We start from the raw sequence: 13,032 nt of genomic DNA, 5'->3' as shown, positions 1-13,032 counted from the left end.
GCCTCACCCAATTGGTGACTTTCATCGTTTTGGGTTTTGCAACTTGCGTGCCAGCCCAACCAAGCCCGCCAATTCAGGCGGAATATCCCGCCTAGATTTCAGATCAGCCATAGCGCGCTTTTCATCAGTCACCCGACCTTCATGCGTATCCATGCGGGTTTCAGCCGCAGCAAGCGCGCGCATCTGCCATTGTGCTTGGTCTTTTGCATCACTATGCGCCCCTTGCGCATCTTCAGCCATCACTTGAAGCGAGCGAACAAAGGTCAGATTTGCCTGCAAGGTCTGGCTGAGCAATGAAGCATCACCTTGCGATGCACGCTTTGTATATTCGTTCAAAAGGTCTTGCGCGCGTGCATGAATTTGCCCGCTGCGCTCCTCTTCGGCCAAAGCATTGGCCAAAGCAAAGCGCGCCTCTCGCCTTGCAATTTGGGCCAATGCCAATTGCCTTTTGGCGATATTAAGACGTTTGTCTTCACGCATTGTGCGAAGCGCCTACGCTTTGCGTTTGCCGGCTCAAAGCAAGCAGCGCGTTCAAACTCTCGTCAAACCCAAAGGCCTGTCCGCGAGCTTGTGTCAGAAAGTCATCGATGGTGCGGGAATGTTCCAGCGCGCTATCCAATGCCGGGTCGGATCCCTCACGGTACGCCCCCATCATAACCAGATCGCGGTTGTCCTCGCGCGCTGAGATAAGCGAGCGAAGGCCTCTTGCTGCCTCGACAATTTCCGGGGCCACCACCGCGTCCATCACCCGGCTTAAAGATGCGGGTACATCAATCGCTGGATAGTGGCCGCGCTGTGCAAGGTCACGCGATAGGAGGATATGCCCATCAAGGATCGCGCGAGCCGTATCAACGACCGGATCATTCATATCATCCCCATCTGCAAGCACGGTATAGACCCCAGTGATGGAGCCGCCAGACGCGGCCGAATTGCCCGCGCGCTCCACCAGCCGCGTAATCGCGGCCAAAGCAGAAGGCGGATAACCGCGTGCGGCGCCGGGCTCTCCTAAAAGCAAAGCCAATTCGCGCGCGGCATGGGCCACACGGGTTAGGCTATCGAGCACGAGCATCACACTCTTACCTTGGCCCCGAAAATACTCCGCAATAGAACTTGCATATTGCGCTGCGCGCAGGCGCAGATTGGGTGCGTGATCGGCAGGAACGGCGACAACCACCATCCGGCCGCGCCGTGCATCGGTCATATGGCGCAGGACAAAATCGGACACTTCACGCGCGCGCTCTCCGATCATTGCGACCACGGTGATATCGGTCTCAGCCTCACCGGCAATAGTGTCGAGCAGCACCGATTTACCGACCCCCGAGCCCGCGATCACGCCCACCCTTTGCCCTCGGCCCATTGTGGTCAAGGCGTTAATCGCACGCACTCCGCAATCGAACGGCTTTGTCACTGGCGCGCGTTCAAGAGCGCTTTCGCGCCTGCCTCCCAATGGCCAACTTTGGCTCAATTCTATTGCCGGCCCGCCATCTATCGGTGCGCCAAGACCATCGACCGCGCGGCCCAATAAGGCCTCGCCAACGCGCACCATGCCCGGCATCCCTACAGCGCGCACAGCTGATTGCGGGCGCAGCATCTGGGTGTCGCCCAAAAGCATCATCAGCGAATGCCCGCCGCGAAACCCGATAACTTCGGCCAAAGCTTGGTCATCGTAGGAGCCGCCGTCATCACCAGCGATCACCCCAAGCGAACCAATCGGAAGCGGAAGGCCGGAAACCTCGATCAATCCGCCATCGCAGGCGACAACCTTGCCGCAAAGCACAGGTCCAGCCTCCACTTTGGCCGAGCGGTGCCGGGCAAGTTCGATTTGGAGTTCGGCAAGCATCGAGTGCTATCCTTCTCCTCGCCCCCTGATGGCCGCCGCAATCGCGCACCGCCAATCCGATGGTCTATCGCTGACAGAGCCATCCTCACCCTCGAACTTCAACCCGCCTCGCTCAGCAGTGGGATCACCAACCATGGTCCAGTGGCCAAGTCCCCCTTCGTCAATCAAACGCAGATCGTCAGGGTGCAGGTATAGCGTTGCCCTACCCGCGCCTGAGCCTAACCGCTCGGCCGCCTTAAGACAGCGTGCATGGAGCGCACCGGGATCAGGGGTGAATTCGGCCATGGTTTGGGCGCACAGGGATATGACAGTCTCACCTAGCTCGCCTGCTAACGCATCCATTCCCGCTTGATCGAGCGCGCGAAAAGCCTGCCTTAGGTTCAGCTTAAGCGCCGCCTGGCGCCCGTGTTCTGCGTCCGCAGCCATCTTTCCCGCGGCCATCTTTCCCGCAGCCTCTCCGCGCTCAAATGCCTCGGCAATAGGGTCGGAAACAGGTCCGATTTGGGGTTCGGCTTCAGGGTGGGTTTGTGTTTCATGCTCGGATAAGGATGCGCCCACCTCTGCTTGCCCATTTTCGCCCAAAGCGTCGCGAAGAATATCAACCAAATCATCGCCGAGCATCTCATGTGCGGCATCGGCAAGGTCCGGTTCGCGCCGATCCGCGCACACTGGATCGAATGTCGGAGCGGGCACGCGGGGGGGACGGCCAAACGGCAACCCCTGAACAAACCTAATTTGCCCGCCTTGGGTAGACCCGCAATCAGAAGGTCCGATCAGCTCAGAAAGCCAGCCGCTACTTTGAACACCTGCATCGTCACCGTCTTCCTGTTTTGGCCGTTCAAGCAGGGGGCCCAACCAATCTGAGGAGGGTGCATTATATGAATTCGCCATCCCCGCCTCCAAGGTCGATCTCGCCTTGCTCAGCAAGCTGGCGAGCGAGCTGAACGATTGTGCGCTGCGCGTCTTCGACGTCCTTCTTGCTCAGCCGCTGACGCATTTCGATCTCGTCTTTGATGCCATCGGCGGCGCGCGAGGACATGCAGCGGAAAAACACATCGCGCTCGTCCTCTTCAATGCCTTTAAGTGCATCGATAAGTGCATCGCTGTCGACATCACGCAGGACGCGGCCCATCGTCTTGGCATCGAGTTCAAGGAGCATTTCAAACGTGAATAGCTCTTCTTCAATGCGTTCAGCGAGCGGCGCATTGCGCTGGGCAATGGCAGGCAGGATAGAGCCCTTGAGGTCGCCAGCGCCCGCATTGATAAGGGCGGCCGCGTCTTTCGCCCCGCCAATGGTAAGCGCGGCCGGACCAAAGCTTGCGCCAATGCGCTGTGACAAGAGCTTGTCGATCATGTCGATCGCTTGCTGGGACACCGGCCCCATTGTGGCGACCTTTTCAACCACCACCGATTGGATCGTTGCAGGCAGGTTTGAAAGAACCTCTGCGGCGGGCACCGGTTCCAGCATGAGAAGGAGGGCTGCGATAACTTGTGGGTGTTCATCCTCGACCAATTGAAGCAATACAGATGGCGCAAGCCAACGTGCCATTTCAAGGCTTCGGGGACCCGGTTCTGGATCGAGTTTGAGCATCATGCTCTCTGCCTTTGTCGGGCCAAGAGAACGCTCCATCATTTCGCGCACTTGTATTTTGCGATCAGGCACAGGCATGCGGTCGCTGGCGCTTTCGCTCACGAAATCCTCGAGCGCTTCGTTCATCATTTCGCGCTTTATCTCGCCCACCTCAAGCATCGTGGCACCAATAAGTTCGAGCTCATCAGGATCCATCCGCCCCATAAGAGCGGCCGCCTCTTCGTCGTCGAGCAACATCAAGAAGATCGCAACACGTTGAACGCGGGTGAGGATTGACCGTGGCGAAGCTTCGAACAGTTCGCCATCCTCGTGTTGGGCATCATGGTTTTCCATTACGATGCCTCCTCTTCGGCATCTTCGGGCAATTCTTCGGGCTCATCGATCATCCGCTTAAGCACTTCGACGGTGCGTTCTGGTTGTGCCAAAGCCAGTTGGCGGGCGGTTTCAATACGCTTGTTGAACATCTGCTCTGGAGTAAGCCCAGCGTCTTCGACCTCGACAAGGACTTCGGCTTTCAGGGTGCTTGTCCCATCATCATCCAAGGCCGCGTGGCCCGGGCCTTCACCGGCCTTTGTGATCAAGTTGCTGTCCTCAGCCTGATCTTCGAGCTCCGCCTGATCGCCGCCTTTTGCTTTCTTACCCTTCTTGGTCTTGTCTTCTTCAGGCCCTTTGGCGGCCTCGATAAGAGGACGCACAGCCAAAAGCAGGACCAAAAGCACCGCGATGAGCGCCGCAACAATCCGCAATAGCTGTGCGAACCAAGCTTGCTCGTAGAACGCGGGCATCGGCATTTCGGTGCTGTCAAAAGCGCCAACGACAACCTGAACTTGATCTCCGCGTGCATCATCTGCGCCAACAGCTGCGCTCACCAATGTTTGCAACTGTTCAGCGGTCATCGGGGCCGCAGCCTCCAAAGCTGCTTCGCTGACTGCAATCGCAACTGACAGTTTCACAAGGCCGCCGGGGCCGGCAGATGTTACAGCGACCTCGCGGCCAAGCTCGTAATTGCGTTGGAACGCGCTTTCGGTGTCGCGCGGTGTTTGCGCATCTGCGCCTGCCTCCGCTTCTGGATTAGGTGCGCCTTCGACAAGTTCGGGATCGTCGGGCGGCGTGTTCGTAGCAGCCCCCGGGATACCGCCGGGACCGCTCTGCGCAATCCGTGTGGAGTTCCGCTCACTTTCTGAACGTACCGCGCCATCCTGATCGTAGCTTTCGCGCGCTGAAGTCACTTCCTCGCGCACCAATTCGGCCTGCACTTGGCTTGAGAAATTGCCCTCACCCAAAAGCGGCGTGAGAAGGCTGGCGACCTGCTCTTGCAATTTGGCCTCGAACTCGCGCTGTAGTAGCAATCCGTCGAGCGAATCCTCGCGCACGGCGGAGAGTAGGCGTCCGTTTTGGTCCACCACACGCACAGTATCCGGGGTCATGCCAGGAACAGAACCAGAGACCAGATTGACGATCGCTTCCACCTGACTTTGGGCAAGCGAACGGCCACTCGCAAGGCGCAACATCACGCTGGCACTGGGCGGATTGTTCTCGCGCACGAACACCGAACGTTCCGGCGTGGCGAGGTGAACACGTACGTTCTCCACCGCGTCGATTTCGCGAATGGTCAATGTAAGTTCGCGTTCGCGTGCAAGGCGCATACGTTCACCTTCAAGCGTTCTGCTTGAACCCAAAGGGATGGAATCGAGCATTTCGCTTGCCCCCAATGGCGCTGCGATTCCGCCCTCTCCTGCGAGAAGCATCTTGGCCGGTTGAAGATCGGTTTCAGCAACCGTTAGAATGCCGGTATTGGGATCAATATTATAGCCAATCCCGCCTGCCTCGAGCAGCTGCACAACCTGCGCACGCTCTGTGTCATTGAGGTTGGAATAAAGGATGCGTTGGGGCGGGGACGAGATCGCCAGATAGACCGCCGCAATCGCTGCCACCGCCCCAAGGCCAATAAGCCCAGGCAGCGCCCGCTTGAAAGCAGGTTGATTGGTGAAGGCGCTCAATTGCGCGCGCCAGGCTCCGCCGTTCGCAGCGCCGGCGGCGGGGTTACCCATGGGTATTGCACCTTGCGCAGGGACAGGAACACTCATCTCAGCCACCTAGCTCAGCTCCCCATCCGCAGAATGTCTTGATAGGCTGACAAAAGCTTGTTGCGCACCTGAATGGTCGCTTCAAAAGCAACGCCGGCTTCTTGGCGCGCAAGCATGACCTTTGCGACATCGGTGACCTCGCCGCGTTCATAGGCTGCCTGCATATCACCAGAGCGTTTTTGTACTGCACTTACGTCCTGCATCGCGTTTTGTAGCGTATCGGCAAAGCCTGCGACCTGACCTGTCGCCCCGCTTGCAGGTTTCTGCGCGTCCCCAGTGCCGCGCACTTCTTGCAGCGCTTGACTGCGCGCGAGGATTTCTTGGCGCAAAGCCATCACTTGCTGAATGCCGCCTGCTGTGCCCCCAACTTTCATGCTTCAGCTCCCGTTTTCAAGAGCCCGTTTTCGCGCATAGATGCGAGGCGATAACGCAGCGTGCGCTCTGATATGCCAAGGCTTGCCGCAGTCCTAGCGCGGTGGCCGCCATGGTCATCCAAGGCGCGCAATATCGCCTGTGCTTCAGACTGAAACGCAACATCGGAAAGCGAGGAGGCGCTGGTAGGAGTAGTCAATGCGCTGGACCTGACCACGGTGGCTTCTTCTCCTGGCGCACTTGCGAGAAGCGGACGGGCAAGCGGAGAAGGCACCTGATCGAAAACGACATGCTCGGTTTCGATCACCGCGCCGTCGCCCGCCAAAAGGATCGCGCGGCGGATTACATTTTCAAGCTCCCGCACATTTCCGGGCCAACCGTGTTCCTCAAGCCGCGCAATCGCGCCGCTCGACACCCAACTTGGCAACGCGCGGCTCGCCCCGTGGCGCAGCACCATACCAAAAGCCAAAGGCGCAATATCGTCAACCCGTTCGCACAATGGAGGCAGGATCAAGGGAAAGACGTTGAGCCTATAATAAAGATCTTCGCGAAACCGTCCGGCGGTCACTTCCTGCGACAACGTGCGGTTTGTGGCGGCAACGATGCGCACATCGACTTTTACCGGCTTAGTCGCGCCAAGGGGGAGCACCTCGCCTTCTTGCAAGGTGCGCAAGAGCTTTGCTTGCAGCGCAATCGGCAACTCACCGAGCTCATCGAGCAGCAGCGTGCCCCCATCTGCCGCCCGAAAAAGCCCTTCGCGCGCCTCTCCTGCTCCTGTAAATGCTCCCTTGCGGTGGCCGAACAACAAGCCTTCGAGCATCGCTTCGGGCATGGCTGCGCAGTTGACCGCAACAAAAGGACCACTCGAACGCTTGCTCATCTTGTGAACGAAGCGGGCAAAGACTTCCTTGCCTGTACCAGTGGGGCCTTCGAGAAGGACCGGAATTTCGCTTGCCGCGATCCGTTCGCTTAAAGTGAGGAGCGCCAAGCTTTGCGTATCGCGTGCAATTGGCCAACCCCCATGCGAAGCGCTGGCGATCAACGCCGCACGGGCTTCATCGAGGGATGCATCATTGTAGCGAAGGTTGATCTTACCATCGCTAATCCGGGTAAGGGCAGGGACGCCGCCGTCGGGCAGCTTACAAAGATCAACTGCAACCCGGTCGCTGCGAGTACGCAATGCGGCTTGGCTTGGGGTAGAACGTCCGAACTGGCCGTTATTTCCAAGAACCAACCGATCTTGCAGCCAGTTTTGCGCCAGCAAAGGCACAGTGGGATCAATCAAGCTTGCATGTTTTGCCCCCCCGCTTTGCGGTTGTCCCCGCTCACCCTCATGTTTCGAAGAAAGGCTGCTTTTGTGAGCCTGCATTATTCCACTCGCTTGGCTTTTGCCGTTTGATTGCTGGTGGAAAGGATTTGCCGCCCGGGCGGACAAGATAGAGCAAATTTAAGCACTCGTAGGCGCACTTAGGGGACTCTACTATTTTGCCTCCAAGCCCTTGGAAAAGCACAGCTGCGCGCAAGCCCGCGAGCGAGTCTTTCTTCGCAAAAACTGCCATGCTGCGAACGGAAATGCGGCAAGAGGCGGCAAAAGAGCGGCAAAAAAGGACAGGAAACTCGCTCCATGCTCAGCGGCCGAATGCGCCGTTCGAACAGGGCCTCTCATTTTTTCACTTAAACATTTTCAGCAATGTCCGGTCTTAGCTTCGACAGCTGCGGCATCAGGCTGCTCTGTTCCAACAACTTGCACTTGGAAAACGGGAGTAAGACCCATGTCTGTAATCAACACCAATATCTCGGCACTGCGCGCATCTAACGCTAGCGCAGAAGCCAATGAAATGCTCGGCAAATCGATGGAGCGTCTATCGACCGGTAGCCGCATCAACAGCGCGGCTGACGATGCGGCTGGCCTGTCGATCGCAACCGGCTTTACCAGCGACATTCGCGCTCTTAACCAGGGTGTGCGAAATGCGTCGGACGGTATTGCGCTTGCACAAACGGCCGAAGGTTCATTGGAAGAAGTCTCCAACATGCTTCAGCGTGTTCGAGAGCTTGCCGTTCAATCACAAAACGGCACACTCGATGACGTCGACCGCGGCTTCCTCGACACAGAGGTGACCGAACTGGCTTCACAGATTGACGACATTTTGACGAACACCGAATTTAACGGCGTATCTGTCTTCAGCACTACCAGCGGTAGCGATGTATCGGTGAACATTCAGATCGACGCTGGCCGCTCGATCACGCTCACCAGCACTGCAATCGACGATTCCAACCTTGACGCCGCTGGCCTTGATGTAAGTTCAGCAGCCAATGCGGCGACCGCCATCACCAATGTGGATGCTGGTCTCCAGGCTGTGAACACCACGCGTTCATCGCTCGGTGCGGGTCAAAACCGTCTTGAAAGCGCGATTAACAACTTGACCACGACATCGACCAATTTGGCAGATGCTCGCTCTCGGATTGAAGACACTGACTTTAGCCAGGAGACCACCGCATTGGCCAAGGCTCAGATCTTGGGACAGGCATCAACCGCGATGCTTTCTCAGGCGAACCAATCGCAACAGAACGTCCTATCGCTCCTGCGTTAAGGCAATATCTGACACAAAGCTCCCCACCGGGGTGGCAAGGAAACCCGGGGTTCCGATAAGGGCTCCGGGTTTTTCGTGTTTCTTGCGGCATAAGACACGCAAACTAAGACGCGGCCTTATCCTGATAATCAACCACTTCGAGCCAATTGCGCAGGCGGTTTTCCTCCAAGCGTGCAATCAATGGATTGGCGTGAAAGGGAAGGAGAAACTCAGCCAATGCGCCCGACCAATCCGCATTCGCATCAAAAATGATCCCAAGGCCCAAGACCGCCGGCACATGGACGTAGAATAGTGGGCGTTCTTCTGTATCAGCCTCTTTCAAGAAATCCTCAACCGCGGTCAGTACGCCGTTGCGCTCTCCGCCCGCCTGTAAAGCCACAGCAAAAGAACCCATGCCGCGAAGGCCGCGCCCCGCGAACACGCCATCTTCGCCAAGGCGCACCCCGTGATCATAGCTGTGAGGGTGCCGCCACCCCGGCGGCACACGGTCGGGCGCATAGTAGAAATCACGCCGCGCGCACGGCCAAGACACGTCATGCATGAAAGCAAGCAAGGGCTTGCCCGCATCGCGCTGTACCCGGTCAATCGCGGTAAGCTCGTGATAGACGGTGTAATAGTTGTGATCGCCATCGACAAACCATGCATCGACAGGCTCTACCCCATCTTGCAATGCATCGAGCGAGGGCAGACCAATATGTTTCACATTGCCCTGCGCTCTAGCCCAATCGGCAAAGCCATCGGCGGGTTCTGGATCGATGCACGTCAGCGTTCCTCCCGCCTTCCCGGCATGCTGTGTCAAAAGCTTCGACATACCGCCAAACTCGCTGCCGATTTCTGCGATATTCTTGGTTTTTGCATGATCGAGGCAGGGCAAGATCAAGCTTGAAAACTCCGACATGGAATGGATCAATAGCTCACTCATAGCGCAGCCTCCCGCTGCGAAATTAGGAGTGCGGGCTCTGCGGCCTGTCGCTTGATCAAGGGGTCGGAAACTTGCGGCGCAGAAACAGGGTGTGCAACGCCGTGAGTGTGTGTCTTTCTACGGATAAGTGGGCGCATCACAATTTCGATCATTTTGGGCCCAACCTTTTCGGTCGCGCTCTCATCACTTTGATGCGGTGCCTTGACCAGCAGAAATGCCGCCGTCTCGGTGCATTCGAGAATGCCGGGCGCATGGGCCTTCAGACCGTCAAATTGCGCACTAATCTCCTCTATACGTTCTTCGCTTTCGTTCTCGCCTTTCAATGAATCGATGCTGGAGATGCAGATACTTCCAAGCTCAAACCACTCGAAAACCGACCCGATTGTGAGCGCGATACTCTCCACTCCAGCAGGAATTGGGACCCGCGCGCTGTAAAATCCTTCGTGGGTTGGCTGTGCGTGAACGGTGCTTTGTGCGCTGTCGGTTCTGCCCATGAAAAAGGCCGGTATGGCAATCGAGCCTTGCGAAGTGTCGCTATAGGTCAGGCCAAGGCCAAAGCGCTTTTGCACCATTAGGGAGAGCCTGGAGTTGATGTCCTCCCCTTCGAGCTCTGCAGGCAGGAACATGCGCTGCGATCCCTTCATATAGAACAGGCCGCGCCGTTTAAGGCTCTCTTTCGCAAGGGCCTTATCGAACAAAGGCACCATGCGTTCAGAGCCCAAATTCACGTCATGCTCAAACGCCTTGAGCACGCCAAGCTCGCCAGCTTGGGGCAGGAACATAAAACGCGACAACACGCCCAAGGCGCCGGAACAAAGAGCGCGGGCAGCATGAGAGCATTCCTGGCGAATGGCGGGCATGGTCTGCACCGCTTTGACGTAACGCAAGACGCCCGCCTGCACTTTGCCGCGCACCTCGCTTTGCGCGCCTTTGACACCCACCTCTTCACGGATCGGTTCGCCTTCTGGTGTGAAGTCTTTTACCGACCCAAGCTCACAGGTCGCCAATTGTTCAAGGACGGCAACATTGCTGCACAAAGCATCGATCAAATCCAAATCATATTGCCGCTCATTGATGAAGCCCCGCTTATCAAGACCCGTCGCCGCCAACTCTCGCAAGAGCAAATAGCGGCCCGCGACATGGCAATTGAATGCCTTGGTCAAAAGTCCATCCAAATGGCTTTGTACTGACCCATTATAACCAAGATCGACCAACATAAGCGTGTCACCGGCCTCTGGATTGACGCGGTCACGCACATGGGCAATCAGGCGGTCGGCTCTTTCGCGCGCACGGCGCCGGATGATCTTCTGTCGCCGACCTTTCTTGAGTTCGTCAGCCAGCCTATGACTGCCCTCGAGCATGTCATGGTCGGTTGCATCGACACCCACGATCTGAATGATTTCATCCTCAGTAAAAAGCATCTGGCGCGCAAGCGTTGACGGTTTACGGCCCAATTCAGTTGCGAAATATTTAGTGTAGGCCTCCTTCGTAGTGAGCGAGGCCGCGACCGCGACAAAGCGGCTAATCTCAACCAAGGCGGTGCTCGGCGCCGTGCCGCCGACTTCGTGCACCCTATGCGGCAGATACCCATCGCGCAGCATGAAGAGCCAGTGAACCCGTCCTCCGCGTTCCTTTTCCAATGCCTCTGCTTCGGCGCGAAGCCATTGATCGAAAGCATGAAACACGGGACCCAATACGGTCATGCCCAACGCCGTCTCGCGCCCTGTGGCTTTGGGTTCCTCACTAGCCAACACATTACGGTGCGGCATGAGCCCCCGCGCCTCATCCCTGGGCCGGTCTTGGGCATCTCCCACCAATTGCTGGCACGCGCGTTCCAATCGCAGGCGCTGCTTCGCGGTTTCGCTGAATTGGACAAGGTGTAGAGCAGGCACGCCAAGCGCGCGAGAGGCTTCGAAATCGGCGGTACGATTGTCTCCGATGTGAAGCACCTGAGAGGGCCTAACTTTAAGGGTCTTCATCACCTTTTGTAAAAGCCCTTGCGATTTAGAGATGCCTGCTTCGGACGAAACAAAGACCCTGTCGATCAACTCGGCCACCTGCATCCCCGCGGCACTTTCGATAAGCTTTTGGAGTTGACGAGCGCTCAAATAGGTGTCGGAGACTATGACAACCTTATGCCCATGCGCCTTCGCATTGCGCATCAGTTCAACCGTTGGGGCAAAGGCAAAGCAATTGCGTGCCTCGGTATCCAATTCGCGCATAACGGCTTCGGAACGCACCGCTACATCTGCGCCGGGCATGGCATGTTCATAGATCGCCTCAATCCCAACTTCTGTGCGCTGCTTTAAAGTCGCCTCGGCTTTCCGGGCCATCTGCTCTCCAACGATCCGCTGGCCGACAGACAAGTCAGGCAGGGCTGCAAACAGATCGCTTGGTGAATGGCAATCGCGCCATAGAAGTGTGTCGAAACAATCAAGGGAAAGCACTTTGATCCCCTCGCCGACCCGGCCCAGCGCCGAGGGCAGTTCATGCGGAAGAATTGCGTAACTTGGGGTAGCGGTCTGTGATTGCGGGGTGGGCGCGGGTTTGGTCTGTGGCATCTCTCGGATCTCCCAATGGGTGGCAGTCTCGAAAGGTAAATGCTCGTGGTTTACGGTATTAGAGCGCCGCCTTCAGAGGTTTCGCTTAAGGTCATTTGCGGAGTCCCTTCCTCCACAACCCCGGACCCTTCATCTTTGGGCCCAACAATTCTGGGCCCAACAATTCTGGGCCCGCGCCTGTTATTGGCGTTCCCTTGCCCCTCTTGCAGCAGCAGCAATGAGATACGCCGATTGCGCGGATCGGCTGGATTATCAGCGATCAGGGGCTCAGTTTCGGCAACCCCTTCGATCCGGGCAAAGCGCACAGGCGATATGCCGCTGCGAATCAATTGTTGGCGCGTGGCCTCTGCACGGCCAGCGGAAAGCGACCAATTGTTCGCCTGAACTCCATCGCGCCATGGCAAAGAGTCGGTGTGTCCGCGCAGGATCAATGGCTGGCTTTCATCCGCGACAATCTGGCCGATCACCTCAATGATCTTGCGTGCTTCCGGAGTTAGGATCGTCGTTCCCAATGCAAACATTGAGAAATTGGCGTCATCTACAAGATCAATCCGAATGCCATCTTCGGCGCGCCTAACACGGACCTGTTTGGCATATTCGGAAAGTTCTTTGTTCTGCGCCAGTTCTTCGGAGATTTCCTTCTTGATCTCCGCCAACTTCTTTTCATCAAATTGCCCTTCGTGCCCGCCCTCTTTGGGACCCCCCGTGGTGGCGCGCGGCACAGTGATCGTGCGCGTTCCGGTTTGGCCCATGGCGTTGGGGTAATTGTCGACATCGGTCAACGAACTGCCGCCCAGCATGCCATTGGCAGAGCCGGCCGATTGCTGGCGCGTCTTAACAAGAGTGGGCGAGAAATAGTCGGCGAGCCCTTTGCGTTGGTTTTCCTCTGTCGCCCCTAAGAGCCAAAGCAGCAAAAAGAACGCCATCATCGCCGTCACGAAATCGGCATAGGCAACCTTCCAAGCGCCGCCGTGGTGACCGCCTTCTTCGATGGTGATTTTCTTGACGATTATCGGAGCTAATGCTTCCCCTGCTGGAGCGCTGTCATCGGCCATGTACCGTGCCCCC

Annotated in this window: 11 protein-coding genes; 1 reads left to right on the top strand and 10 read right to left on the bottom strand. The window is 57.3% G+C overall.

What is annotated here, in order from left to right:
- Nucleotides 1-21 precede the first annotated feature (21 nt).
- Genes ABJ205_RS00500 through ABJ205_RS00470 form a run of 7 tightly spaced genes read right to left on the bottom strand, consistent with a single transcriptional unit; the run spans nt 22 to nt 7,259 of the window.
- The gene (locus ABJ205_RS00500; protein WP_348159442.1) at nt 22-480 is read right to left on the bottom strand and encodes a hypothetical protein; all 459 of its coding nucleotides are present in this window, start codon (nt 478-480) and stop codon (nt 22-24) included.
- Nucleotides 473-1,840, bottom strand: coding sequence for a FliI/YscN family ATPase (locus ABJ205_RS00495; protein WP_348159440.1), 1,368 nt, complete (start codon nt 1,838-1,840; stop codon nt 473-475). The genes ABJ205_RS00500 and ABJ205_RS00495 overlap by 8 nt, the downstream gene beginning before the upstream one ends.
- A gap of 6 nt (nt 1,841-1,846) precedes the next feature.
- A complete protein-coding gene (locus tag ABJ205_RS00490) occupies nt 1,847-2,731 on the bottom strand; it encodes a FliH/SctL family protein (protein ID WP_348159438.1) in 885 nt (294 codons plus the stop codon).
- Nucleotides 2,715-3,764, bottom strand: a complete 1,050-nt coding sequence (locus ABJ205_RS00485) for a FliG C-terminal domain-containing protein (protein WP_348159437.1) — start codon at nt 3,762-3,764, stop codon at nt 2,715-2,717. The genes ABJ205_RS00490 and ABJ205_RS00485 overlap by 17 nt, the downstream gene beginning before the upstream one ends.
- The gene (fliF, locus tag ABJ205_RS00480; protein ID WP_348159435.1) at nt 3,764-5,482 is read right to left on the bottom strand and encodes a flagellar basal-body MS-ring/collar protein FliF; all 1,719 of its coding nucleotides are present in this window, start codon (nt 5,480-5,482) and stop codon (nt 3,764-3,766) included. The genes ABJ205_RS00485 and fliF overlap by 1 nt, the downstream gene beginning before the upstream one ends.
- Nucleotides 5,483-5,532: 50 nt before the next feature.
- Nucleotides 5,533-5,892, bottom strand: a complete 360-nt coding sequence (gene fliE, locus ABJ205_RS00475; protein ID WP_348159434.1) for a flagellar hook-basal body complex protein FliE — start codon at nt 5,890-5,892, stop codon at nt 5,533-5,535.
- Nucleotides 5,889-7,259, bottom strand: coding sequence for a sigma 54-interacting transcriptional regulator (locus ABJ205_RS00470; protein WP_348159433.1), 1,371 nt, complete (start codon nt 7,257-7,259; stop codon nt 5,889-5,891). The genes fliE and ABJ205_RS00470 overlap by 4 nt, the downstream gene beginning before the upstream one ends.
- A 403-nt stretch (nt 7,260-7,662) precedes the next feature.
- On the opposite strand from ABJ205_RS00470, the gene ABJ205_RS00465 reads away from it, so the two are divergent.
- Complete coding sequence (locus tag ABJ205_RS00465; RefSeq protein WP_348159431.1) at nt 7,663-8,481, top strand: flagellin; 819 nt, start codon at nt 7,663-7,665, stop codon at nt 8,479-8,481.
- A 103-nt stretch (nt 8,482-8,584) separates the two neighbouring features.
- On the opposite strand, the gene ABJ205_RS00460 is transcribed toward ABJ205_RS00465, so the two are convergent.
- Genes ABJ205_RS00460 through ABJ205_RS00450 form a run of 3 tightly spaced genes read right to left on the bottom strand, consistent with a single transcriptional unit; the run spans nt 8,585 to nt 13,019 of the window.
- Nucleotides 8,585-9,403 (bottom strand): class I SAM-dependent methyltransferase, encoded by an 819-nt coding sequence (locus ABJ205_RS00460; protein WP_348159430.1) that lies wholly within the window; start codon nt 9,401-9,403, stop codon nt 8,585-8,587.
- Nucleotides 9,400-11,964 carry an HAD family hydrolase gene (locus tag ABJ205_RS00455; RefSeq protein WP_348159428.1) on the bottom strand — a complete coding sequence of 855 codons (2,565 nt, stop codon included), beginning with the start codon at nt 11,962-11,964 and terminating at the stop codon, nt 9,400-9,402. The genes ABJ205_RS00460 and ABJ205_RS00455 overlap by 4 nt, the downstream gene beginning before the upstream one ends.
- A 50-nt stretch (nt 11,965-12,014) precedes the next feature.
- Nucleotides 12,015-13,019, bottom strand: a complete 1,005-nt coding sequence (locus ABJ205_RS00450) for a flagellar motor protein MotB (protein ID WP_348159427.1) — start codon at nt 13,017-13,019, stop codon at nt 12,015-12,017.
- Nucleotides 13,020-13,032: the final 13 nt, after the last annotated feature.

Source organism: Erythrobacter sp. (assembly GCF_039988855.1).
In the GTDB taxonomy this organism is placed as follows: Bacteria; Pseudomonadota; Alphaproteobacteria; order Sphingomonadales; family Sphingomonadaceae; genus Erythrobacter.
This window is presented reverse-complemented; position numbering and strand designations above follow the sequence as displayed.